We start from the raw sequence: 24,508 nt of genomic DNA on the forward strand, positions 1-24,508 counted from the left end.
CATGACTCCCGATCAAGCAAGCGGTTTACGTATGATGAATCAGCCAAATAATGAAAAAGTAAAAGTTATCGCCGTATCAGGTGGTAAGGGTGGCGTTGGTAAAACCAGCGTGTCTATTAACACTGCTGTCGCGTTAGCCGAAAAGGGCAAACGGGTACTGGTTTTGGACGCAGATTTGGGCCTAGCGAACGTTGATGTGATGCTAGGATTGCGCGCCGATAAAAATTTATCTCATGTTTTGTCTGGAGATGCCGAATTAGATGATGTCATCTTAAGAGGACCAAAGGGCATTGGGATCATTCCAGCGACGTCTGGAACCCAATCGATGGTCGAATTGACTCAGGCACAACATGCAGGTCTTATTCGTGCATTTAGTGAAATGAGAACTCAGTTTGACATCTTGATCGTGGATACTGCAGCCGGTATTTCGGATATGGTGCTGAGTTTTTCTCGGGCATCACAAGATGTATTAATTGTGGTTTGTGATGAGCCTACGTCGATAACCGATGCTTACGCATTGATTAAAATTTTGAGCCGTGAACATGGCGTGTTCCGTTTTAAGATTGTCGCCAATATGGTGCGTAGTTTACGCGAAGGAATGGAGCTATTCGCCAAGCTGAGTAAAGTAACGGATAGATTTCTTGATGTTGCATTAGAGCTGGTTGCTACCGTACCTTTCGATGAGAATTTACGTAAGTCTGTCAGAAAGCAAAAGTTGATTGTAGAGATGTTTCCTAAGTCTCCAGCGGCCATTGCTTACCATGGACTAGCGAATAAAATACTGAGCTGGCCTATCCCCTCTCAACCAGGTGGACACTTAGAGTTCTTTGTTGAACGATTAGTGCAACGTCCTGATTATCAAGAGGATAACTCTGGTGAATAAAGCGGCCGCGTATACTAGTTTAGATAATAAGACCTCTATCGTTGAACAGTATGCACCGCTAGTTAAAAGAATTGCCCATCACTTATTGGCGCGCTTACCGGCGTCAGTGCAGCTAGATGATTTGCTGCAAGCGGGTATGATGGGGCTGTTAGAGGCGTCATCGAAGTTTGATGGTAGTAAAGGCGCGAAATTTGAAACTTTTGCCGGGATCAGAATTCGTGGCTCTATGTTAGATGAGATAAGACGTGGCGATTGGGTACCCAGATCGGTACACCGTAATCAACGCCGCGTTGCACAAGTGATTGACGAACTTGGGCAAGAGCTTGGACGTGATGCACGTGATCCAGAGATTGCTGAACGACTAGAGATGTCGCTCGACGACTACTACAGCATTTTAAATGATGTGGCAGTGGGTAAAGTCGTTGGCATAGAAGACCTTGGAGTTGCTGTTGATGTGGTTAATCACGACGATAACCATGACGACGTTGCTTATGAATCGTTAGCTAAAGTTGAATTTCATTCAGCATTAGTGGCGGGAATAAAGCTATTACCAGAGCGTGATGCTCTGGTATTGTCACTGTATTACGATGAAGCGCTAAATTTAAAAGAGATTGGGGCCATTCTTGAGGTCAGTGAGTCTAGAGTTAGCCAGATCCATAGTCAGGCGATGCTAAGACTCAAGGGTAAACTCAAGCACTGGACGCAAACATAACAATAAACGAACACTAAAAATTAAGTTCCGCGGAGGAAACCTTGGACAAGAATATGAAGATTCTTGTTGTTGATGACTTTTCAACAATGAGACGTATCATCAAGAACTTGTTGCGAGACTTGGGATTCAACAACACTCAAGAAGCAGACGATGGTTCGACAGCCTTACCTATGTTACAGAAGGGCGAATTTGATTTTGTCGTCACCGACTGGAACATGCCTGGAATGCAAGGTATTGATTTATTAAAGGCGATTCGTGCCGATGATAATCTAAAGCATCTACCTGTGCTGATGGTTACGGCGGAAGCTAAACGTGAGCAGATTATTGCTGCCGCACAAGCTGGCGTTAATGGTTATGTAGTCAAACCGTTTACCGCAGCAACGCTAAAAGAAAAGTTAGAGAAAATTTTCGAGCGATTAGGTTAAGCAGGGATGAGCAATGCAGCAATATACTTCAGGGCTCATTACTCTCGAGCAAGCTGAGAGCCTCGTCGCGTTACTTCGCGATGGCGAGCAAGCGCAAGCCGATGAATTAGTGAGAGAAATTGCTTCACCGATTCAAAAAGAACTCTTCGATGAAGTGGGCCGTTTAACGCGGCAACTTCACAGTGCAATAGTTGATTTTCAAGTGGATAACCGCTTGGTAGAGCTAGCCAATACCGAAATTCCAGATGCAAAAGAGCGCTTGACCTACGTTATTGATATGACGGAGCAAGCGGCTAATAAGACTATGGATGCGGTTGAAGAGTGTTTACCTTTAGCAAACGCACTAAGCGATAATATTCAAGCGGTGAAGCCAGCATGGGATAAACTCATGCGTCGTGAACTGCCTTTAACTGAATTTAAAGCACTGTGCCATGACATTCAGCAATTTGTAGAAAGAAGCGAATCGGACGCAAACCGAGTTAAAGAACTTCTTAATCAAATATTGTTAGCACAAGACTTCCAAGACTTAACTGGCCAAATGATCCGTCGAGTGATTGAACTCGTCAGAGAAGTGGAGACAAGTTTAGTGTCTATGTTGACCGTCTTTGGTGAGCAGCCTGCATCCAATGCAGCAAGCACACCGTCGCTAGATGTTGAAGCCGAAGGTCCTATTATGAATGCAGAAAAACGTCAAGATGTTGTGACGGGTCAAGATGAAGTTGACGATCTGCTTTCGAGTTTAGGTTTTTAAGGGAGTCAAGAGAATGTCCTTTGATGTTGATGAAGAGATACTGCAGGACTTTTTGATCGAAGCTGGTGAGATTATCGAGCTTCTACAAGAACAACTAGTAACGTTAGAGAATAACCCTGACGATAGCGAACTGCTCAATGCCATTTTTAGAGGGTTCCACACTGTAAAAGGTGGTGCGGGTTTCCTCAGTTTGACTCCAATGGTAGATGTCTGCCATGAAGCCGAAAATACCTTCGATCTGTTACGTACAGGTAAGCGGCAAGTCAGCGCCAACCTCATGGATGTCATCTTACAAGCCGTCGATGCCATCAACTCTATGTTTGCCGAAACTCAGGCGGGCCAGCCCCAGTCTGCAGCCGATGCGAACTTGTTATCGCAACTTAAAACCTTGAGTGCAGGGCAATTGTTACCTTCAGAGATAACTGATGCTCAAGTGAGTCTACAAGGTGATGCGGTCATAGAGGAAATAACGACTATTGAAGCCGTTGTTGAGCAAGTCGCAGTGGTTGAACCTGCGAGTGTAGACATAACCGCCGGTGGCAGTATTGACGACATCAACGACGCTGAGTTTGAAGCCTTGCTTGATGCTCTGCATGGCAATGGTAATAGCCCAGGCGCTCCTGCTGATAGCACGAATGTAGTGACGGCCAGTTCCAGCGATATTACCGACGATGAATTCGAATCGTTACTTGATGAATTGCATGGCTCCGGTCAGTTTTCAGCACCAGCACCAGCCGCCGTTGTCGAGGAAACTGCGCACATAGTTGATTCCGATGAAATTACGGATGATGAATTTGAGCGTTTACTCGATGAACTCCATGGTTCAGGCAGTAGCCCAAGCGCATCGGCTGCAGCGGAAACGACACCAGCCAATATCAGCGAAGCCGCTGTTGTACAAGCCATCACGACATCTCAGCAAGCGCCTGTTGCACCAGCAGCAAAGCCTGAGAGCAAGCCAGAATTAAAACCTGTCGCCCCAGTGCAAGCCAAGTCAAAGCCTAAAGCGGCTGCTAATAATATGCCGCAGGCGGAAACAACGGTTCGAGTTGATACCTCAAGGCTTGACCAGATCATGAACATGGTCGGTGAGTTGGTGCTGGTACGTAATCGTTTGTTGAGTCTTGGGGTGTCCCGTGATGACGAAGAGATGTCAAAGGCACTGGCAAACTTGGATTTGGTTACCGCTGATCTGCAAGGCGCGGTAATGAAAACGCGCATGCAGCCGATTAAGAAAGTCTTTGGCCGTTTTCCGCGAGTCGTTAGAGATTTAGCACGCAGCCTAAATAAAGAGATTGATCTTATTATGGTGGGTGAAGACACGGACCTTGATAAGAATTTGGTTGAGGCATTAGCCGATCCATTAGTGCATTTGGTCAGAAACTCGGTTGATCATGGTATTGAAATGCCTGATGAACGTGAAGCAAGCGGCAAGACCCGCTCTGGAACTATCACGCTCTCTGCCAGTCAAGAAGGCGACCATATCCTGCTGAAGATTGAGGATGACGGTGCGGGAATGGATCCTGGCAAACTCAAGGATATTGCGATAAGTCGCGGTGTACTTGATGAAGATGCTGCTGCGAGAATGAGTGATGAAGAAGCCTATAATCTGATTTTTGCCCCTGGTTTCTCTACCAAAGTAGAGGTCTCGGACATATCAGGCCGTGGTGTTGGCATGGACGTTGTCAAAACCCGTATTGCCCAATTGAATGGCACAATTTTCATCGACTCGCATAAAGGCAAAGGGACACGTCTAGAAATTAAAGTACCGCTAACCTTAGCTATTATGCCAACGCTCATGGTTGAAGTTGCCGAGCAAGTATTTGCCTTGCCACTGTCTAGCGTGAATGAAATATTTCACCTAGACCTGACTAAAACCAATGTGGTTGATGGCCAACTAACAGTCATAGTGCGTGATAAAGCGGTACCACTGTTTTATTTGGAGCATTGGCTGACACGCAGTCGCTCGACGTTAAGTCCTAGTGACAAACAACACGGACACGTGGTGATAGTGCAGCTGGGAACAATGCAAATAGGGTTTGTGGTTGATTCATTAATAGGACAGGAAGAGGTGGTTATTAAGCCACTAGGCACCCTGTTACATGGTACGCCGGGAATGGCGGGCGCAACAATTACCTCCGACGGCGGTATCGCGCTGATTTTGGACGTTCCAGGACTACTAAAGCACTACGCTCGCAATAAAAGCTAGCGTTTCAATAAAGGAGTAAGCAGAAAGTGTACTTTCAACTTATTCCTTTTTGCGTAGTGGCAAAAGCAGGAACCCCATGCGTTATAGGAATTTAAATGGGTATTAAAGTACTAGTTGTCGATGATTCGAGTTTTTTTCGACGACGTGTTAGCGAGATAGTCAGTCAAGATCCAGAGCTTGAAGTAGTGGCAACCGCAGTTAATGGTGCTGAGGCCGTTAAGCTTGCTGCTGAGTTAAATCCGCAAGTGATCACGATGGATATTGAGATGCCCGTCATGGATGGGATCACTGCGGTTAAGCAGATCATGGCCAGTCGGCCGGTGCCTATTTTGATGTTTTCATCATTAACTCACGACGGCGCAAAAGCGACATTAGATGCACTTGAAGCGGGAGCACTCGATTTTCTCCCCAAACGTTTTGAAGACATCGCTACCAATAAAGATGATGCGATTGCCTTATTACAGCAAAGGATCAAAACCTTAGGGCGTCGACGTTTATTCAGACCCGCGGTGCGGCCACAAGCTGCTGTAACAAGAGCGCGCACTAGCATAGCGCAGCCGTCAGCGTCTGCACGTTCAAGCAATGCTGCAACTATGTCATCGCAAGCGCCTGCGCTAGCAGAGCGGCCTTGCAGCCGTTCAACGGTTGTAGCGCGTGCGAGTGGTAAGAGATACAAAGCTTTGCTTATCGGCACCTCAACCGGTGGACCGGTAGCACTGCAGAAAGTGCTAACGCAACTGCCAGCAAGCTATCCACACCCAATCATCCTAATTCAGCATATGCCAGCGGCATTTACACCGACGTTTGCAACCCGTCTCAATAGCTTATGTAAGATAGAGGTTAAAGAGGCGCAAAGTGGCGATCAGCTGCGAGCAGGTTGTGCCTATTTAGCGCCTGGCGGTATGCAGATGATGCTTGAACGTGGTGGTAGTTTCGGTCGAATTAAGGTGCTAGCGGGTAAACCTGAGATGAATTACAAGCCAAGCGTCGATATTACCTTTGCCTCAGCTTCTAAGGTATTTGGCGGCGATGTATTAGCAGTGGTATTAACGGGCATGGGTGCCGATGGCCGAGAAGGTGCGCGGATGCTGAAAACGGCAGGCGCCAATATTTGGGCACAGGATGAAGCGAGTTGTGTGGTTTATGGTATGCCTCAGGCTGTAACCAATGCTGGCATCTCGAGTAAATCGATAGGCATTGAGCAAATGGCCGAGTCAATTCTTAAAGAGACCTTACATGGCTAGTCATATGCAGCAACTTGCGGGTAAAACAGATATCAAAGGTGCAGTTAATACTGTGTCACTGTTGCTGATTTTTTTGCTGAGTATTGCTGCATTTACCTTAGGCTCGCTCTATTTTGAGCTCAAGTATAAGCATCAACTGCTTGTTGAAGAGGTTGCCGAGTTAAAAGGCAGCCAAATATTGTTTATGGTGCCTGATGAACAAGCTGAAGTTATGGCTAATTGGATGGCAGAGAACCCGGTATTTGTACAGTCTTTTGCAGAGCGAGCCCGTAAAGGCGAGATAACTACCATGCCGGTCGGTGATGGCAGTGTTGAGCAAGATATCGTTAAGCAAGCAGTGCAAACAGTCACCGCCGATGCTAACAGCGAACAAGCGGGCGATAATCAAAAAGTTGCTACTGATCTTGCTAGCAGTATTGAAACGGCGGCCGCGAGCGTGCCTGTCAGTAAGGTTCCCGCAACTAAAGCTTTAGCGACAATAGAGCTGACTGGCGACGCACTAAATGAGAGCGCAACCCCCGTCAATGCCGCTGTCACTATGAATAGCAAGCCCTCCGCGCCAGCCTCAAATGAAGAAAGTAATGAGGCGACATCAGCGGTGCTGGACGCAGCTGCAGTTGCTACCCCGGTAAAAGCGCAGATGCTCTCCGTCGCCGCAAATGAAGTCAATAATGAAACTGCAACGGTGGTGCTGGACGCAGCTGCAGTTGCTATCCCGGTAAAAGCGCAGATGCTTACAGTTTCTGAAGATGGAGTGAAACTGATAAGTCTCCCCCACGGTGGGATCAGGATCACAACTCGAACGTTAGAAGAGTAACAGCCGGCTAAGCGCGAGTTAAAGTACCCCTAAGGCGATGGCTAACCCATCATAAGGATCATTTTGAAAATTTGGACCATAGCAAACCAGAAAGGCGGTGTTGGTAAAACAACCACGGTCGCGAGTTTAGCTGGCGCGTTTACCAAGCGAGGTAAACGGGTGTTGATGGTTGATACCGATCCACATGCTTCTTTGGGGTATTATTTGGGGATCGATAGTGAAGAGCTACCTAGCTCTCTATATGATCTGTTCTTAGCGAACAAAAACTTAAGCAAAGAGAATATTGGCAATTACATTGTGCCAACCAATGTCCCTCGGCTCGACCTAATACCGTCAACGATGGCGTTAGCGACGCTAGACCGAAGTTTGGGTCATCAAGAGGGGATGGGGTTGATTTTAACCAAGGCACTGGCACTGCTAGATGAGCAGTATGATGTGGCATTAATCGATTGCCCACCGGTATTGGGCGTATTAATGGTCAATGCCTTAGCCGCGAGCCAACATATCATTGTGCCAGTACAAACCGAGTTTCTAGCAATTAAAGGCTTAGATCGCATGGTGAAAACCATGATCCTTATGGGGAGATCGAAAAAAGTCCGTTATAGCTATTCTATAGTGCCAACCATGTTTGATAAACGTACCCGTGCCAGCAATGCCGCATTGTTGCAGTTGAATCAAGACTACCAAGACAGCTTGTGGTCGGACGTTATTCCCGTAGACACCAAATTCAGAGATGCAAGCTTGAGCCATTTACCCGCTTCACATTTCGCACCGCGCAGTCGCGGCGTAAAAGCTTACGAGCGATTGCTTGATTATTTGCTCGCCAAGGATCTATCTCATGTCAAAATTGGTTGATGACGCGGTATGTGATTACTTCTCTTCGCTGCTTAATGATACGCCCATAGCTCAGCGCGTTGAAACTGATGAGTCAACTGCTATAAACCACGGCACTTTGAGTGTAGAACCTCGCCAGCAGCATGGTGGCATCGCCGTGCAGGCGAAAGAGTTTGCCACTGCAGAGGTTGAGGATCGCATTAGCCAGCTAGCGCTAGCTCAGCTATTAGCGCCGGTGTCGGCGCCAAAAGTAATACCTGAGCCGATTGTAGAACCCAAGCCAGCAGTGACTGTGGTTGCAGAGAAACAGATAGCAGCAGTATCTCAAAAGAGCGTATTGCCAGAAGAGATGACTCTCAATGCCGTGGCAGAAAGTATCAATATTGATGATGCTAACGTTGCTGCGCTGCAGGCTGCATCAACACCAGCAAGTATGACTAAAGAGTTGATTGAGCAGTTAGACGATGAGTTTCAAGTACTGTTTTTTAAAGTTGCTGGGCTGACATTAGCGGTACCTTTAGTGAGTTTAGGTGGCATTGTCAATCTTGAACGCATTAATCATTTGATGGGCCGGCCGAGCTGGTATTTAGGTGTGCAGCAACATCGACAGTCACAACTTAATGTCGTAGATACTTGCGCTTGGGTGATGCCTGAAAAATATGATCAATCCTTAGCGGAAAAAGTGTCCTATAAATACATTGTGCTGCTACAAGACAGCAGTTGGGGCTTAACTTGTGAATCGTTGGTCAACACCGTCAAAATTCATAAGTCCCAAGTTAATTGGCGCAGCCAGGCAGGAAAAAGACCGTGGCTAGCGGGCGTGGTAAAAGAGCAAATGTGCGGCATCTTAAATGTCTATGCATTAATCACAATGCTCGATTCAGGTCTTGGCAGCCAAGGCTAGTTTGCCGCTAAAACGATTGGACTAGTATTATTTTGAAATGCGAGTTTAGAAATAGTACAAATAGCCGATAAAAGACTTAGGTTTGTATTATTTCGATATTAAATTGATTGGTTTGAAGCGCATAGAAAGATATGCTTATTGTGAATTTTAAATAGATAGTCATAGAACTATTGATTGAGGCGATTATGACAAGTTCAAATAGTGTAGCCGTACCGGGCAGTAATGACGATGCGGTATTACAATGGGTGACTTTTAAGTTAGATAACGAAACTTATGGCATCAATGTAATGCAGGTACAAGAAGTGCTGCGTTATACCGATATCGCTCCAGTGCCTGGTGCACCGCACTATGTCCTCGGGATCATTAATCTACGTGGTAATGTGGTTACTGTCATCGATACTCGCTCACGTTTTGGTCTAGCGTCGGCAGACGTAAACGACTCTACCCGTATTGTGATTATCGAAGCAGAAAAGCAAGTGATTGGCATCTTGGTCGATAGCGTTGCTGAAGTTGTTTATCTACGCCGTTCAGAGATTGATAATGCACCGAACGTGGGTACTGAAGAGAGTGCTAAGTTCATCCAAGGAGTCAGCAACCGCGAGGGTGAGCTATTGATCTTAGTTGATCTTGATAAGCTACTGTCAGACGAAGAGTGGATGGAGCTGACGCAGATTTAGTCGCGAAGGTACGAGCTGAGAAGGTTAGGAGCCGGTTTAGAGCTGAATAAGCTAAGACGGTACGGACTAAGACGATACAAGCTGGGACGGTATAGGCAGAGACGGTTAAGAGCAGGTTTAGAGCCGAATAAGCTGAGATGGTTCGAGTTGAGGTGGTACGCTGGTCCTCTTCGCTTTTACAGTAAGTGAGTTTACGAGCGTTCCGTTATCCGTAAGCGGAGCGTTCGTCTGAGAATTTCCGTCTTCGCCCTAACCCCTTTTATTAAAAGAGACACTAATGATGACTGATGAAGTGCTTATTGCTGCTGCACTGGTGTTTGTAATTGCATTTATAGGCTTGGTTTGGTTTTTACAAAAACAAGCGGAAAAGATACGCACAAAAGTGGAAGCGTTGACCTTATTGGTTAAAGAGGGCGATAAGCAAAGAGAAGCGGTTAAGCGAGAGCTCCAAGAGCTTAGAAGTGGCACTATTGGTGTCGGGCGCAGAGTACTAGAGCTGGAAAAGAAGCTACAGCAGCAAGATGCGAAATGGGACGAAGCTAATCAGCAAGATCCACAAGCAAGATTGTATTCCCGTGCGATGAAAATGGTCGATCTGGGCGCAGGCATCGACGAGCTTATCCAAGAGTGTGAATTACCAAAAGCCGAAGCTGAACTACTGATCCGTTTGCATAGAAAGGGCTAACACACGGTTGGAGCTAAGACTGTAAAGAGCAGGGTAAAGGCGAACAAGAGCCGATTAAAAGCCGGTATTAGCTGAGACGGTACAGGCTGAGAAGGTTAAAAGCCGAACAAGCTAAGAAGATCCTAGCTACTAGGACGTTCGCCAGCTCACTGCTAGGATGGACTACGTCCTGCTAGGAGACCAACAGAAAACACCATTCGGCTTTTGATGCTGATTTTATGCTTTGCTAACAGCTAGATTCTTCTTTTAAAGTAGGTCGGCATTTATGCCGTCGCTTTTATCTCTTCTAGTTTTTACCGTAAGCGAAGCGTTCCGTAGTGACGAAGTCGCGCGCTGTAAGGCCGTAGGCCGTTCGTCTAAGATTTTACTGTCTTTGCTAGAACCTATCTTAAAGCTAAGAAGATCCTAGGTACTAGGACGGACTACGTCCTGCTAGGAACTCAACAGAAAACACCATTTGGCTTGTGATGTTGATTTTATGCTTTGCCCTTTTCTAGCTTTTACCGTAAGCGAAGCGTTCCGTAGTGCCGAAGTCGCGTGCCGTAAGGCCGCAGGCCGTTCGTCTAAGATGTTACCGTCCTTGCTAGTACCTAGTACCTAGTACCTAGTACCTAGTACCTAGTACCTAGTACCTAGTACCTAGTACCTAGTACCTAGTACCTAGAACCTCTATAGCTCGAACCTAAAAATCAAACCTCTTCCATAATTTTTTGATGCATGTTGTTCCACTTCTCTGGAAATTTACCGTCAAGCACATAAGCAAAGGCGATTAGTTCGGCTATCAGCAGATAGAGCTCTTTGGGAATAGCTTCGCCGACTTCCAATTTTTGTAGAAAATCGCAGAGGTGTTCGTCTTGATGAATATACACGCCCGCGGCCTCCGCCAACGCTATCATCTCTTGCGCTAATGCATCTTCGCCCTTAGCGGATATTGTGGGAGCAGCGCCTTTATCGTATTTCAACGCCACGGCTTTGGTCGGCTGTTGATTGTCACTCATTAGCTATTCCTTTTTAGACTTCTACTTTAACCAAGTAATGTTCACCGGGCAGCAAGGTGGCAGGGACAGTCTGCTGTTGAGTGCTGACCTCGCTGATGGATATTCCTAACTGCTCGACTTTGCTGGTCAGACTGGGGCTGAGCAATCTAACTTTGCTTAGCAGGGCCTCACTGTCACTACTAAAATTGACCGATAAGCGTAATGGATCTTCGGCCGATTCAGCGACGTGGGCGGTGGCCGTAATTAACAGTGGGCCGCTAGACAGGTTAAATTTAAGCCTAAGTTTCCATTTGTCGCTGCGTTTTGATCGCTCCTCGACCTGCTCAAAATGACCTTCAAACTGTTCTTGATAATGATTGATGGAGTAGGGCAGTGCAAAGTACCAATGGTTAACGCCTTCAAGCGTACCTGATTGCTGCTGATAAAGGCTCAAGTTATTCAGTAAGTTTGCCATCGATGTCTGCGTGCCAGTCGCTTCAAGCAATGATAACAGTTGTGGTGAAAGTCCAAGTTTGGCCTGTAGTAGTGCCAAGCTATTTTGTAGTTCAGGGCTCAAACTTGGGCGTTCTGTCGTACGCCCTAACAGCAGCTGGCAAAGCAAACTCAAGCTGTCGATATGGCTATTGGCTGTAGTGGTCCATGTTGTAGGATCGATATTGAGTGTGACTAGGCTTAACAGTGCTTGTTGTAACCTTTTTGGCTCACTGAGCGAAGACATCGACTCAGGATTGAGTTGCGGCAATATCTTAAACAGTTCACTTGCCAAGCTTGTCAGTGGCGAACTGTACTTTATTGATGCTTTGGGTAAGCCGCCCGCTTTGGCTAGCGCAGATGCCAAAAAGCTCTGTTGCCCCGATTGTTTTGGGCTAGCAGTGCTTGTTGATGCAAGTGTACTTTTGGCAGCTACCGCTGATGAGCTAATCGAGCCGGGTAGAGACATGTTTTCAAGATGGCTAAATAGCTGCTTGTACTCATAGTTGACGTTTGTTTTCGCTTTGTCTATTTGTGTTTTCGGGGGCTGTAAATCCTCAGAGCTCTGCTTCAGGCTACTATCACCAAGTTGGCCGTCGAAGCTGATGGGGATTTGGGCTTGAATAGGCGACAGTTTAAGTAATAGTTGCTGCTCTTTGGTTTTTATCGCTACTGAGTACTCGCCATCGGTCAGTGTAGCAAGCATTGGCAACTTAATGGTTGGGCCGTTTTTGAACTGCAGTTCGGTGCCGTGGCTTTTGGCTATAGGTAGCGAATAACCTTCTGACTTTCCAGCAAGATTTAATAGCTTTTGCTCTGAAATATTGTTGCGCTTTGCCAGTGCTAACATCGCTTTAGGCATTGGAAAGTAAACCGATTGGCCTAAGGTTAGCAGCTGCATCTGCGCCGCATTAGTGGCAAGCGCATTTTGCTGCACTATATTAAGGAGGAATGAGTGCGCTTTAGTAAACTGCTGTGCAGCGAATGGGGCTTCTAATTTTATTGAGTATGTTTGTCCTGAAAACTTGATCTGGGTAGCACTTTTACTCATGGTAGCTGTGACAGGAATAAGCGCAGTAGAACTTGAGGATAACGCTACATTTAGGGCTGGCTTACCTCCTTTTGCAGTGTTTGATACTGTATTGACAAAGTTATCCAAAAGTAGGTCCTATTTTAACCAATTAAATCGATATGTTTTATCACAAAATTATGTTTGACCTATCGGCTGTACTGAGTATCCTATGGCGTCTTACCCGTAGTATCATAATTTTAATAGTTAATTACGTTAGATGTAGCTTAATTATCCGCTCTTATGACTATATCGGCAGCAACCTGAAAAGACTTAAGCCGATCCGCTGCGGTAAGAAATTTGGCCTTTTTTAAAGAGACAATTATGAAGTATAAATGGATTGTGCTTTCTCTGGCGATAGTTGGATTTTCTACAACAGCTGCAGAAGATAACACCACGGAAGGTAACGAAGTAACAGTCACTTACAATGATCCGCGCGACCCCATCGAAGGGTTTAACCGGGCCATGTGGGATCTAAATTATCTGTTTATGGATCGATATTTTTATCGACCCGTAGCACATGGTTATAGCGACTACGTGCCGCGGCCGGTTAAAAACGGCATTAATAATTTTGTCCTCAACCTCGAAGAGCCGAGCAGTATTGTCAATAATACTCTGCAAGGTAAGTGGGGCTGGGCCGCAAACGCGGGTGGTCGTTTTACGGTAAATACCACTTTAGGCCTGTTAGGCGTGGTTGATGTAGCTGAAATGATGGGCATGACTCGTAAACAAGACGACTTCAACGAAGTGCTTGGTTATTACGGTGTACCTAACGGTCCCTATTTCATGGCGCCCTTTATAGGTCCCTATGTCACAAGAGAGCTCGCTTCGGATTGGGTTGATGATCTATACTTTCCTTTATCTGAGCTGACATTTTGGCAGTCAGTACTAAAGTGGGGTCTTAAAAACCTGCATAGTAGGGCATCTGCAATCGATCAGGAGCGGTTGGTTGACAATGCACTCGATCCATATACTTTCGTCAAGGACGCGTATTTCCAGCATATCGATTACAAGGTGTATGATGGAGATATTCCTCAAAGTGAAGATGATGACGAATTACTTGATGAATATATGCAGGAACTTGAGTAAATAATTATATTGTCGGTAACGTATAGAAAAATAAGCCGATATAAAGCGGAAACATAAAAAACAAGGATGTGAGTTTACGCTGTTGTAAGTTAAGGACAGCAAATGGCGCTAAAAGGGTTAACAATTCTGTTCGTGGAGGACGATCCCGTCTTCCGCAAAATCGTGACGGCTTTTTTAGAGAGCCGAGGCGCGATTGTCATCGAAGCTGACGATGGCGAGGTCGGCTTGAATGTGTTTAAAAAACAAAGGTTTGATATCGTTGTTGCCGATTTAAGTATGCCAAAACTTGGTGGCTTAGAGATGCTAAAGGCAATGAATAAATATAGCCCAGGCACCCCCTCTATTATTATCTCAGGCAATCAGGTGATGGCTGATGTTATAGAAGCCCTCAGACACGGCGCGAGTGATTACCTTGTTAAACCCGTCGCTGATCTTTTTCTTATCGAAAACTCCGTCCTTGAATCTATCAACAGCTCGCTTGAAGCCTCTTTGCAGATAGATGAACTGGAGTCGTTATCTTATCTAGAGTTAAACCAAAACCTTGAATTATTGGAGCAAAGTGAGCAAGCAGCAAAGAGCGTGCAACAGCAACTATTCCCCCCAAGCCGCATTGAATACGTAAAAGCCGAAATTGACTATAGCCTGTTTAATACCAATGAAGTGAGTGCGCACTTTATCGATACTGCAATGCTAGATGACACCCATATAATGATGTACATGGCGCATTTTTATCCCCATGATAATCGCGCCGCATTTGCCAGTGTGTTGTTGAAAAGTTTTGTTAATCATAAGTTGAAGCGCTACCGTAATAGTCTGTCAACAGTCATTGCTGAGCCCTTCAATATGCTCACCTACCTGAATGATAGAATGACAAAATCAGGCTTAGATATCTTTGTAGATATGACCTATGTGGTGATTGATTTGAGCAGCTACCGCGTCGCAATTGCCCAAGCCGGCAGTGAATTTCGTTGCTACTTGAGAAATAGTGAAGGGCTGACTCCACTCGCATTAGCTGATTCTTTGCAATTAGGCGTGATGAATTGGGGGAACCCCTCTATTCAGTTTCGCACGTTGATGCCAGGCGAACAGCTGTGTATTTTAACCAATGTGAGCGAGCATAAGCTGCAGTTATTAAATAATCAATTCCACGGCCTAGTGCACGACACAAGCATGCCACCAGGAGGTTATATACAGCTGTCAGCGTCTTAGGAAAGGTTTTAGGTGCTAGGTACGAGTCACTAGGAGGAGAACTTAATGTTTACCTCGAATCATGAGGTCTAGTTTAACTCCATTAGATGACAGCCTATGTTCATAAGGCTAATTTTGTTACTCCTTAGGAAAGCTGTATTTAGCCTGATAGCCACTATCAATACGGTAGTGCCAGATCAATACTATAGTCACTATCTGTTTTTATTGTTCAAGGATGAATGAATGAAAAGCTTTGCGTATGAGAAGCTAGATGTTTGGAAGAGGGCGTCTAGATTAACTTGTAATATTTATAAATTATTTAAAAACTGTAAAGATTATGGCTTTAAAGATCAAGTGACAAGAGCTGCACTGTCAATCCCATCTAACATAGCAGAGGGAGAGGAAAGGCAATCAGCGAAGGAATCGGCTCGCTTTCTATATTACTCAAAAGGCTCCGCTGGTGAACTTGTTACCCAACTGTACATAGCCATTGAAGTCGACTTAGTGCATAAGAAAAGTGCTTTAGCACTCATTGATGAAACAAAACAGCTATCTTCAATGCTCGCTGCATTAATCAGGATACGAAAAGGCAACTAATCAACAGAGCTATAATTTATTTCTTTTTTATATGAAAATGCCTCGTATTACTACGAGGCATTTTCATTTCGTTGCAGAGCCTATCTGAAAGTAGATAAGCTCCTAGGTACTAGGGAATTCGCCAGCTCACTGTTAGGACGGACTCCGTCCTGCTAGGAAATCAACAGCAAACACCACTTGGTTTTTGATGTTGATTTTATGCTTTGCTAGAACCTAGAACCTAGAACCTAGAACCTAGAACCTAGAACCTAGAACCTAGAACCTAGAACCTAGAACCTAGAACCTAGAACCTAGAACCTAGAACCTAGAACCTAGAACCTAGAACCTAGAACCTAGAACCGACTTTACTGCTTTATTCCTTCATGCTCTGCTGTAACTGCAATTTCTTGCTCAAGCACTTCTTCTTCAGTTTCAGCATGGCCTTCTGCGCCGTGCATCCAATCTACAAGCTTGTCAGCCATAAAGTAGAGGATGATGCCAGAAACAGTAGCAGTGATTGCGATACCTGCGAAGATCCCCATGGCATTAGCCAATTGCTCCTCTTTAGTACCATCGTGACCGATAAATGAACCAACCACACCACCAATCTTATTCGCTGCTGCGATAAATAGGAACCATGCACCCATGAGTAACGAAGCAATACGCAGTGGAGCAAGCTTAGTCACCATAGACAAACCGATAGGAGATAAACATAGCTCACCCATGGTATGGAAGAAGTATGCACCTACTAACCACCACATGCTTGACTTAACGTTGGCGCTGCCGTCCATTTCCATTACGGCACCCATCATAAAGAGGAAACCAATCGCAAGTAGGAAAAGACCTAGTGCAAATTTAACTGGAGAGTTGGGTTCGTTCTTACCGAGACGGATCCAGATAGACGCAATAACCGGGGCAAAAATAACGATGAAGATGGCGTTAAGAGATTGGAACCAAGTCGTTGGTACTTCAAAACCACCAATAGAACGGTCGGTAAACTCATTTGTAAATAAGTTCAGTAGTCCACCGGCTTGCTCGAAACCAGCCCAGAAAATGATGGTGAACAGACCCATAACCATGATGACCTTGATGCGATCTCGCTCAATCTTAGTTAGTGGTTCTTTACGAACAATACCGCTAGCTGCTGCATTTTCTTTATCAACTTTAGCTGCCGGGTAGCGACCGATATCGCCAAGCAGTTTTTGAGCAAATATGTACTGGATGATCAGAGAAAAAACCATACCAACACCAGCACAGAAGAAACCAGCCTGCCAGTTGTTAATGAAGACTTCTTGGCCTTCAAATAAAACTGTTTGACCAAAAGAAGTATAAGCCCAAGCTACAACAAAACCAGCTAGTGCTGCACCCACGTTGATCCCCATATAGAAGATAGTGAATGCACCGTCACGACGGTGATCGCCTTCTTCATATAGGTCACCAACCATGGTAGAGATATTTGGCTTGAATAGACCGTTACCAATAATCAATGTGCCTAGGCCGATATAGAATGCCATGGTTTCAGAACCAGGGATCCAACTATGTGGGAAGGCGAGGGTGAACTGACCAATGGCCATTAAGGCGCCACCAATGTAGATAGCTTTACGTTGCCCAAGGACATTATCTGCTAACCAACCACCAATCAGCGGAGTGAAATAGACTAAACCAGTAAATGTACCGTAAAGTGAAAGAGCATCGGCACTGGTCCAACCTAAACCATGACCACCTTCACCTTGTACTTTATCAACTAGATAAAGTACTAAAATTGCACGCATCGCGTAATAACTAAATCGTTCCCATAATTCTGTTGTAAACAACAGGAACAATCCCTTCGGATGCCCAAGCATCGTCCCCTGGGGTTTTACTCCGCTCATTTGTTCTTCCACCTTCAGCTTGTGATTGCCTGTGAGTTAATAAACATCACAGAAGTAGTTTTGCATAAATTAGCCCGATCTGATGTGTCGTATATATCTACTGCAACGTTATGCACAGTGGGTATATGTAACAGATTCGATCGCGCTGTTACTGGCTTATATTCTAATTTTTATTATTTGAAGCTAAAAATAGCGTCAAATGCGATAAAGCCCACCTTATATACCCTTTTAAGGGGTATTAAGTCAATTTTAAGGGAGCGACTGCTGGCTAATTAAGCACAGCCTAGAGTGACTTCGACGCTGCGTCACACATACAAGCTTTTTATTAGCCCGTAACATGAAATTTACTTTCAATTTAATTAGAACTTTTGCTAGTATTCGACTCCGTGAAGGGACATCACCATTTTTACAATTGATAAGAGATAGAGAATGAAGGCTTGGTATTTACTTTATTGCAAACCTCGTGGCGAAGCCCGAGCGCAACAGAACCTAGCACTTCAAGGCATTGAAACTTATCTGCCAACCTTTCCAGAAAAAAAGTTACAAAAGGGACAAGTAACGGTTCGCCGCGTTTCGCTCTTTCCGAGCTACCTATTTGTATATTTTGATCCAGAAGTGACGAGTGTTGCCCGTATTCATAGCACTCGAGGTGTTATCCGCATTGTTGGCTGTAAGGAATTAATGACAGCTATCGATGAAAGTGTTATCCACCGGATAAAAATGCGCGAGCATAAGCTAATGTCTCAACTGATGCCTGAATCGGTCGCCCAACCTGAAATGGTGCAAGGTGAAAACGTATGCTTTACCGAAGGCCCCTTTGCAGAACTTGAAGGCGTATTTGATGAGTCTAATGGTGAAAAGCGTTGTTTTGTATTATTTGAATTGATGGGTAAACAGCAGCGTGTTGCAGTAGATAAATCTGCCATTTCACGATTGGATAAAAAGTAAGCCTAAACTCTGCATAAGTGAGTCGCGGATATAGCTTTTTAAAGCATGTTTTTAGTACTAGTTATTTTAAAGTACGTTAAAAACGATTTTTCTTGTAAGAGATTCGCCATAGCCACAGTTATCCAGAGTAGAAAATTTAACTATGGTTGCTAGTGCTGTTGCAACATAGCGAACAATATGAAGAGTAACTCTTTTTAGCGAGATCTGTTCAGTTAGTTCTTTTATTGGGTTTATTACACCATGTTTAGCTTATTTATAATTATTATGTCGTTATCTTTAATGAACCAATAATCATCAAGCTACATTTTGGTTTTTAGTATTTGCTGATTTTGTGGCTTCAGCGGATAAAGATTGAACACTTAGTAAATTGTATCTCTTAGAGTTACTGCTCAAATTTGCTCATTGATGTATAATCTTGCGCGACTTGAAACAGGTTATTGGCGAAAGAAGATGGGCCTGCGGGTAAACTTTACCTGAAGGAGTTAGCGTTGCGGTTACTAGGTCATAGGGACTACAGCAACGACAGGTGAGTTTTTTTAGTAACAACCAATCCTAATTTCTATATTGGTTGTTACTAAATTGGCTTAAAGGCTCGACCTTTAGTTAGATAAATTGAGATGTCCGCTTTGCGGATGGGCACTTTGGAAGCCGTAATCCATGGGCGGTAGCGTGTCTGAAAGCTGATAAAGTACTAGGTACCAGGACCTTCTTTTTAAAGTAGGTCGGCATTCATGCCGTCGGTTAGCATGGTTAATTGCAATGGATTGATGGGCTAAAGCCCAACCTACTTTTGATGTTGATTTTATGCCTTGCTAGAACCTTTTGAAAGCTAGGTATCAGGACGTTCGCCAGCTCACTGCTAGGACGGACTACGTCCTACTAGGAAATCAACAGAAAATACTATTTGGCCTTTGATGTTAATTTTATGCTCTGCTAGAACCTAGAACCTAGAACCTAGAACCTTCTTTTAAAGTAGGTCGGCATTTATGCCGTCGCTTTGCTCTTTTCTAGTTCTAACAGTAAGCGAAGTGTTCCGTAGTGACGAAGTCACATGCCGTAGGCCGCAGACTGTTCGTCTAAGATTTTACCGTCTTTGCTTTACCGTAATCGAAGTGTGCCGTAGACCGCAGACTGTTCTTCTAAGATTTTACCGTCTTTGCTTTACTGTAAGCGAAGCGTTCCGTAGTGACGAGGTCACGTACCGTAAGGCCGTAGGCCATTCGTCTCAGCTCTAACCCGGCTTTTTACCTGCTTTTAACTTTTTTCGGAGATAACTGGTGCTTAATAAGACTAAAAAACTCATCATTGCTGGCATGTCGGCGCTGATATTACTGTCAGGGCAGGCTAGTGCTATTACGCCATCTCCTCAAATGATTGAGCAGTTTAAAAACTTGCCAGCATCAGAGCAACAACGTTTAGCGAAGCAATATGGCATCGATCCTTCGATGTTGGGAGGCAGCAATGGCTCGCAGCAGCAATTGCAAAATCCTCAGGTTGTTAACCCTCGAGGTGAATACAACCAAAATGGTAATGCAAATCAGGCTGGCAACTTCTCCAATAGTAACGATGAAGAAAATAGAGAGCTAACCTTCGAAGACGAAGCAGCTAAAACGGAACTAAAGCGATTTGGTTATGACCTGTTTGCCGGGGAGCCAACCACGTTTGCACCGGTTTCTGATGTGCCAGTACCGAGCGAATACCTCGTCGGTCCAGGCGATAACGTTAAAGTTCAGCTGTACGGTAAAGAAAACAAAGAGTATGACCTAGTTATCAACCGAGAAGGTGTGATTCAGTTTCCTGAACTGGGTCCAATGACCGTCACAGGGCTTACTTTTGGCGAGTTACGAAAATCGTTATCGCAACGAATTAAAAAACAGATGATTGGTATTCAATCGAATATCACCATGGGCGAATTACGCTCCATTCGTATATTTGTAGCCGGTGATGCCTACAAACCTGGCTCATATACAGTTTCAAGTCTTTCAACCATAACTCAAGCCCTGTTTGTTTCTGGTGGTGTCAACGAGATTGGCTCGCTGCGTAATATTCAGGTCAAACGAGCAGGTAAGCTCATTGGCAGTATGGATCTATATGATTTGCTACTTCGCGGTGACGCATCTGGCGATATCCGCCTTCGTTCAGGTGATGTGGTATTCATTCCATCGGTTGGCGGTTTAGTTAGTGTTACCGGTGAAGTTAGACGTCCTGCTATCTATGAGCTTAAAAAGCACGAAACCATGGCGCAGGTGATTGAAATGGCCGCGGGTGTTAAGCCTGGCGCCTATCCTAAACGCAGCAGTGTAGAGCGTTTTAATAAAAACAGCCTCAGAACTATCGTGAACGTTGACCTTACTTCTACTGCCGGTAAAGCAACTAAAGCGCTATCGGGCGATGTTATTCGGGTTAAAAGTGCCGCTTCACAATATGAAGATGCGCTTACCGTGGTAGGTGCTGTTGTTAGACCCGGAAAATACCAATGGTATAAAGGTCAGAAGTTAAGTGACCTGATACCTTCGATCTGGGGCGATTTAACCGTTGCAGCCGATTTAGAATACGCAATTATAGTACGTGAAACAAATAAACAGGGTGATATCGAGGTCTACCAGTTCTCACCATCACAAGCGATAAACGCTAAAGTAGCATCGCAAAATCTACAGCTAAATCCACGCGATAAAATTATCTTCTTTAATTTTAGCGATATGGCGCAAAATCGATATGAACTCAACAAATTAGTCAAAGAGCGTGTCAAGAAGGTTCGTTCACTTGCCGGTGACTCGTTAATTGGCAATGACCTTTTTAAAGCGGGATTCTCTCAACTGAGCCAACAGAAGTTTGCCGATCGCTCAGAGTTGGGTGGCATCGCAATTAATAGCAAAGCTGAAGATAACGAAAACGCGGCAATCAAGGGTGAAGTCAACAAGATGTTGGTTAACTTGTTTGAAGATAGAGATCTAATCAAGCTTAGTAGTGTAATGAATCGAGGCGAACTTCTATATCCAGTAATCATGAAGTTGAACAACCAAGGTCGCCAAGGAGCGGGGGTTCAAGCGATTGCAGTAAATGGTAAGGTCAATAACCCAGGAATTTACCCTCTAGCATTAGATTCAAAAATAAGTGATTTGGTGACGGCAGCGGGCGGCCTAGAAGAGGGTGCTTATACAGCACGCGCAGAGCTAACGAGTACCTTTACTACAGTCGATGGTTCATCAATCAGCCATAAAAATATTGCATTAGATTTAGCGTTGCAAGGTGATGCGTCTCAGAACGTGTTACTAAAAGGTCGCGACATATTAACAGTGATGACAACGCCTGATTGGCAAGAAAATAAGTCAGTTGAAATTCGCGGTGAAGTTAAATTCCCAGGCACTTATAACATTCGTCGCGGTGAAACCCTAGGTGATGTACTTACTCGCGCAGGTGGCTTTACTGACTACGCTTATTTACCCTCTACAGTTTTTGTACGTGAATCTGTGCGCCAGCAAGAGCAGTTAGAGATTAAGAAGCTTGCCGATCAACTGCGTCGTGATATTGCCACTCGTGGAGTATCGAAAGACGGTAACGTTGTAAATTACAGCGATGCTCAGTTGATGCTAACGGATCTAGAAACAATTCAAGCCGTTGGCCGTCTAGTGGTCGACCTTTCTGCTATCTCTATCGGTATATCTCAGGCAGATCTCCAGTTAGAGGATAAAGATGTACTGTATATCCCATCGACCAAACAAACCATCGCAGTTATGGGTGAAGTTCAACATGCAGCAACCCATAGATTTAAAGAGGGCCAGACAGTTGACCAATATCTAGCAATGTCTGGCGGCGCCAGAGAGCGTGCGGATGATGACAGAACCTACATCATTAAAGCGGATGGCTCAGTAATGTTACCAAATCAGTCAATGTGGTTTAGCAGTGAATCTAGCCTACAACCAGGTGACACCATCATCGTGCCACTTGATACTGAATACAAAGACAGCTTAACGCTCTGGACGCAAGTCACCAGCATCATATACAACACAGCAGTCGCATTCGCCACAGTCGCAAATCTTTAAAAGAAGGCTAGGACGCTCGCAAGCTCACGGCTAGATCGCTTCGCTACTAGAACGGTGAAGCTAAGATGACTCTAGAACGCTACGCTGCTAGAGCGGACTACGTCCTGCTATAACTGCAAAAGCCAAAAGCCAAAAGCCAAAAGCCAAAAGCCAAAAGCCAAAAGCCAAAAGCCAAAAGCTAAGGTAAGGATAAGTCGTTCGCTTTGCTCTGCTATTGATTTTATAGAATCTAGAAGGAGCTTGCGACGCTCTCGCCGTGACTGTGTCACGTCCTAGAAGCGCAGCGCTCTGCTCTGACTACTGAAATGAGTCACTCAAATGAGATTCGAACAACTGGATGTTTGGAAAAGAGCCTCTCGGCTTCTTGCGAAATATATAAAGCCACTGAATTAATAAGTAACTGGGGATTCAAAGATCAAATAACACGTTCAGGGTTATCAGTTCCTTCAAACATCGCTGAAGGTGAAGAACGTGAAACAAACAAAGAGAAAATTCGTTTTCTGTACTATGCAAAAGGCTCACTTGGGGAGCTAGTTACTCAGCTATACATCGGAATTGAAATCGGTTACCTGAGTAAGCAATCCTCACTGGAAATGGTAAAAGAAGCCAAAGAGCTGGCGAAAATCCTAGGTTCTCTAATTAAAAACAAGGAATCACAGATTAAAGAAGATAACGCTGATTACAAAACTGATTAATTTAATTGAACGGATAGCGACTATTGCTTTCCATTTTTATAGCAGCGTAGCGCTCTAGCGCCACAAACCTTAGCAGATTTCTGCTGTTTCTTTTGACTTTATAGCAGCGCAGCGATCTAGAAGCAAAGCGCTCTAGCCGCGAAGCGTCCTAGACTCTAGCCCCCGAATACAGAGAAATACTTTTAAATGTCCAATGAAATGAATAGATACACACAAGATCAACAGTTTGCATCGACTTCGTCAGAAGACGAAATCGACCTCCGCGAACTGTTTTCCGTAATTTGGCAAGGCAAATGGCTAATCATTGCCATAACTGCAGTGTTTGCCATAGGTTCAGTCATATTCGCACTCTCGCAACCTAATACCTATAAGTCTGAGGCTTTATTAGCTCCAGCAAGTGAGGAGCAAGGTGGTGGATTAAGTGCATTAGCGGGTCAATTTGGCGGCCTTGCCAGTATGGCGGGTATTAACCTTGGTGGCGGTGGTGGAGTTGATAAAACTCAAATGGCGATAGAGGTAATGAAGTCTCGTCAATTTACTAGTCAATTTATCCAAAAGCATAATATTCTTCCGGACTTAATGGCTGCTGAAAAATGGAACATGCAAGACAATAGCCTAGCATACGATGATGAATTATATGATGTCAGTAAAAAATCATGGGTTCGTGGAGTTAAAGCGCCCTTTAAACCAGAACCTTCAATGCAAGAGGCATATAAAGAGTTCGCTAAAGTCATTTCGGTTAACTCAGCTAAAGATAGTGGCATGGTTACGGTATCTGTTGAGCATTTATCGCCAGTTATTGCACAGCAGTGGGTGACTTGGTTAGTAGAAGATATTAACAAAGTCATGAAAAAACGAGACGTTACTGAAGCAAATCGCAGTAGTGAGTTTTTGAATAAGCAAATTGCACTAACTAACGTCGCAGATATTCGTTCAATTCTTTATAAGCTTATCGAAGAGCAAGCAAAAACAATTATGTTCGCAGAAGTTAGAGATGAATATGTATTTAAAACAATCGATCCAGCATTAATCCCAGAAGAAAAAGCAGGGCCGAAACGCGCTCTAATTTGTGTATTAGGAACAATGCTAGGTGGCATGCTTTCGATAATGATTGTACTAATCAGACATTTTGTTAAAAAAGAAGATTAGCATAATCTAGGATCTATAACTTAGATCCTTCTTTTTGCAGCTTATTGGGACTGTTTAAAGAAAAACAGTGAAACCGAGGCTTTACAAGGGATAGCGATAGTTCGACTGTCTCAAAATGGATGAAAAGTGTCTCATTGGGGTTTTAAAGACTGAGTTTTTAATTGATATTATATAACTTCTGCGACGCTAAGTGCAGAAGAACTTGCACACGCAGCAAGAGAGCATTGGTCCATTGAAGTAAAGTTACACTGGAAATTGGATGGTGTGCCACAG

General features: G+C 44.5%; 20 protein-coding genes and 1 pseudogene. 18 read left to right on the forward strand and 3 right to left on the reverse strand.

Going from position 1 to position 24,508, the window contains the following annotated elements; all coding sequences use genetic code 11:
• The first annotated feature begins 1 nt into the window (after position 1).
• From JK628_RS08075 to JK628_RS08125, 11 genes are all read left to right on the forward strand, one after another.
• Complete coding sequence (locus JK628_RS08075) at positions 2-883, forward strand: MinD/ParA family protein (RefSeq protein ID WP_237524171.1); 882 nt, start codon at positions 2-4, stop codon at positions 881-883.
• On the forward strand, positions 876-1,595 hold the full coding sequence (locus JK628_RS08080) for an RNA polymerase sigma factor FliA (protein ID WP_202289002.1): 720 nt from the start codon (positions 876-878) through the stop codon (positions 1,593-1,595). Before JK628_RS08075 ends, JK628_RS08080 begins: the two co-directional genes overlap by 8 nt.
• Positions 1,596-1,636: 41 nt before the next feature.
• Positions 1,637-2,020, forward strand: coding sequence for a chemotaxis response regulator CheY (cheY, locus tag JK628_RS08085; protein WP_202289003.1), 384 nt, complete (start codon positions 1,637-1,639; stop codon positions 2,018-2,020).
• Positions 2,021-2,033: 13 nt separating this feature from the next.
• Positions 2,034-2,771, forward strand: coding sequence for a protein phosphatase CheZ (locus JK628_RS08090; RefSeq protein WP_202289004.1), 738 nt, complete (start codon positions 2,034-2,036; stop codon positions 2,769-2,771).
• Positions 2,772-2,784: 13 nt separating this feature from the next.
• Positions 2,785-4,977, forward strand: a complete 2,193-nt coding sequence (locus tag JK628_RS08095; RefSeq protein ID WP_202289005.1) for a chemotaxis protein CheA — start codon at positions 2,785-2,787, stop codon at positions 4,975-4,977.
• A gap of 95 nt (positions 4,978-5,072) precedes the next feature.
• Positions 5,073-6,221: a protein-glutamate methylesterase/protein-glutamine glutaminase gene (locus JK628_RS08100; RefSeq protein ID WP_202289006.1), complete on the forward strand. Its 1,149-nt coding sequence runs from the start codon at positions 5,073-5,075 to the stop codon at positions 6,219-6,221.
• Entirely contained in the window at positions 6,214-7,038 is an 825-nt protein-coding gene (locus JK628_RS08105) for a hypothetical protein (protein WP_202289007.1), read from the forward strand. The genes JK628_RS08100 and JK628_RS08105 overlap by 8 nt, the downstream gene beginning before the upstream one ends.
• Before the next feature lie 63 nt (positions 7,039-7,101).
• On the forward strand, positions 7,102-7,893 hold the full coding sequence (locus JK628_RS08110) for a ParA family protein (protein WP_202289008.1): 792 nt from the start codon (positions 7,102-7,104) through the stop codon (positions 7,891-7,893).
• Entirely contained in the window at positions 7,877-8,776 is a 900-nt protein-coding gene (locus tag JK628_RS08115; protein WP_202289009.1) for a chemotaxis protein CheW, read from the forward strand. Before JK628_RS08110 ends, JK628_RS08115 begins: the two co-directional genes overlap by 17 nt.
• A 185-nt stretch (positions 8,777-8,961) precedes the next feature.
• Entirely contained in the window at positions 8,962-9,453 is a 492-nt protein-coding gene (locus JK628_RS08120) for a chemotaxis protein CheW (RefSeq protein ID WP_202289010.1), read from the forward strand.
• Positions 9,454-9,733: 280 nt separating this feature from the next.
• Complete coding sequence (locus JK628_RS08125; protein ID WP_202289754.1) at positions 9,734-10,138, forward strand: DUF2802 domain-containing protein; 405 nt, start codon at positions 9,734-9,736, stop codon at positions 10,136-10,138.
• Between the two features lie 689 nt (positions 10,139-10,827).
• Here the strand turns inward: JK628_RS08125 and JK628_RS08130 are convergent.
• On the reverse strand, positions 10,828-11,136 hold the full coding sequence (locus tag JK628_RS08130; RefSeq protein ID WP_202289011.1) for an EscU/YscU/HrcU family type III secretion system export apparatus switch protein: 309 nt from the start codon (positions 11,134-11,136) through the stop codon (positions 10,828-10,830).
• 13 nt (positions 11,137-11,149) lie between these two features.
• Entirely contained in the window at positions 11,150-12,766 is a 1,617-nt protein-coding gene (locus tag JK628_RS08135) for a hypothetical protein (RefSeq protein ID WP_202289012.1), read from the reverse strand.
• Between the two features lie 234 nt (positions 12,767-13,000).
• Between JK628_RS08135 and JK628_RS08140 the strand changes: the two genes are divergently transcribed.
• From JK628_RS08140 to JK628_RS08150, 3 genes are all read left to right on the forward strand, one after another.
• On the forward strand, positions 13,001-13,765 hold the full coding sequence (locus JK628_RS08140) for an MlaA family lipoprotein (protein WP_202289013.1): 765 nt from the start codon (positions 13,001-13,003) through the stop codon (positions 13,763-13,765).
• Positions 13,766-13,867: 102 nt separating this feature from the next.
• Positions 13,868-14,974 (forward strand): response regulator, encoded by a 1,107-nt coding sequence (locus tag JK628_RS08145; protein ID WP_202289014.1) that lies wholly within the window; start codon positions 13,868-13,870, stop codon positions 14,972-14,974.
• Between the two features lie 222 nt (positions 14,975-15,196).
• Positions 15,197-15,550, forward strand: a complete 354-nt coding sequence (locus JK628_RS08150; protein ID WP_202289015.1) for a four helix bundle protein — start codon at positions 15,197-15,199, stop codon at positions 15,548-15,550.
• A 344-nt stretch (positions 15,551-15,894) separates the two neighbouring features.
• Here JK628_RS08150 and JK628_RS08155 read toward each other — a convergent pair whose 3' ends face one another.
• Positions 15,895-17,400: a peptide MFS transporter gene (locus JK628_RS08155; RefSeq protein ID WP_202289016.1), complete on the reverse strand. Its 1,506-nt coding sequence runs from the start codon at positions 17,398-17,400 to the stop codon at positions 15,895-15,897.
• Between the two features lie 429 nt (positions 17,401-17,829).
• On the opposite strand from JK628_RS08155, the gene rfaH reads away from it, so the two are divergent.
• The 4 genes and pseudogenes from rfaH (at position 17,830) to JK628_RS08175 (ending at position 24,235) form a co-directional block, all read left to right on the forward strand.
• On the forward strand, positions 17,830-18,348 hold the full coding sequence (rfaH, locus tag JK628_RS08160) for a transcription/translation regulatory transformer protein RfaH (protein WP_202289017.1): 519 nt from the start codon (positions 17,830-17,832) through the stop codon (positions 18,346-18,348).
• Positions 18,349-19,625: 1,277 nt separating this feature from the next.
• Entirely contained in the window at positions 19,626-22,391 is a 2,766-nt protein-coding gene (locus JK628_RS08165) for an SLBB domain-containing protein (RefSeq protein ID WP_202289018.1), read from the forward strand.
• 318 nt (positions 22,392-22,709) lie between these two features.
• Positions 22,710-23,086 (forward strand): annotated as a pseudogene (locus JK628_RS08170) (four helix bundle protein).
• A 186-nt stretch (positions 23,087-23,272) separates the two neighbouring features.
• Positions 23,273-24,235, forward strand: coding sequence for a Wzz/FepE/Etk N-terminal domain-containing protein (locus JK628_RS08175; RefSeq protein WP_202289019.1), 963 nt, complete (start codon positions 23,273-23,275; stop codon positions 24,233-24,235).
• Positions 24,236-24,508: the final 273 nt, after the last annotated feature.

The sequence above is a fragment of the Shewanella sp. KX20019 genome (assembly GCF_016757755.1).
Lineage (GTDB): Bacteria > Pseudomonadota > Gammaproteobacteria > Enterobacterales > Shewanellaceae > Shewanella.

Bases quoted from the DNA above. Each gene is read 5' to 3' on its own strand.
- JK628_RS08115 (WP_202289009.1), top strand. From the start codon at position 7,877: ATGTCAAAATTGGTTGATGACGCGGTATGTGATTACTTCTCTTCGCTG.
- JK628_RS08125 (WP_202289754.1), top strand. From the start codon at position 9,734: ATGACTGATGAAGTGCTTATTGCTGCTGCACTGGTGTTTGTAATTGCA.
- JK628_RS08095 (WP_202289005.1), top strand. From the start codon at position 2,785: ATGTCCTTTGATGTTGATGAAGAGATACTGCAGGACTTTTTGATCGAA.
- JK628_RS08155 (WP_202289016.1), bottom strand. From the start codon at position 17,400: ATGAGCGGAGTAAAACCCCAGGGGACGATGCTTGGGCATCCGAAGGGA.
- JK628_RS08130 (WP_202289011.1), bottom strand. From the start codon at position 11,136: ATGAGTGACAATCAACAGCCGACCAAAGCCGTGGCGTTGAAATACGAT.
- JK628_RS08150 (WP_202289015.1), top strand. From the start codon at position 15,197: ATGAAAAGCTTTGCGTATGAGAAGCTAGATGTTTGGAAGAGGGCGTCT.
- JK628_RS08175 (WP_202289019.1), top strand. From the start codon at position 23,273: ATGTCCAATGAAATGAATAGATACACACAAGATCAACAGTTTGCATCG.
- rfaH (WP_202289017.1), top strand. From the start codon at position 17,830: ATGAAGGCTTGGTATTTACTTTATTGCAAACCTCGTGGCGAAGCCCGA.
- JK628_RS08090 (WP_202289004.1), top strand. From the start codon at position 2,034: ATGCAGCAATATACTTCAGGGCTCATTACTCTCGAGCAAGCTGAGAGC.
- JK628_RS08075 (WP_237524171.1), top strand. From the start codon at position 2: ATGACTCCCGATCAAGCAAGCGGTTTACGTATGATGAATCAGCCAAAT.
- JK628_RS08100 (WP_202289006.1), top strand. From the start codon at position 5,073: ATGGGTATTAAAGTACTAGTTGTCGATGATTCGAGTTTTTTTCGACGA.
- JK628_RS08105 (WP_202289007.1), top strand. From the start codon at position 6,214: ATGGCTAGTCATATGCAGCAACTTGCGGGTAAAACAGATATCAAAGGT.
- JK628_RS08145 (WP_202289014.1), top strand. From the start codon at position 13,868: ATGGCGCTAAAAGGGTTAACAATTCTGTTCGTGGAGGACGATCCCGTC.
- JK628_RS08140 (WP_202289013.1), top strand. From the start codon at position 13,001: ATGAAGTATAAATGGATTGTGCTTTCTCTGGCGATAGTTGGATTTTCT.
- JK628_RS08120 (WP_202289010.1), top strand. From the start codon at position 8,962: ATGACAAGTTCAAATAGTGTAGCCGTACCGGGCAGTAATGACGATGCG.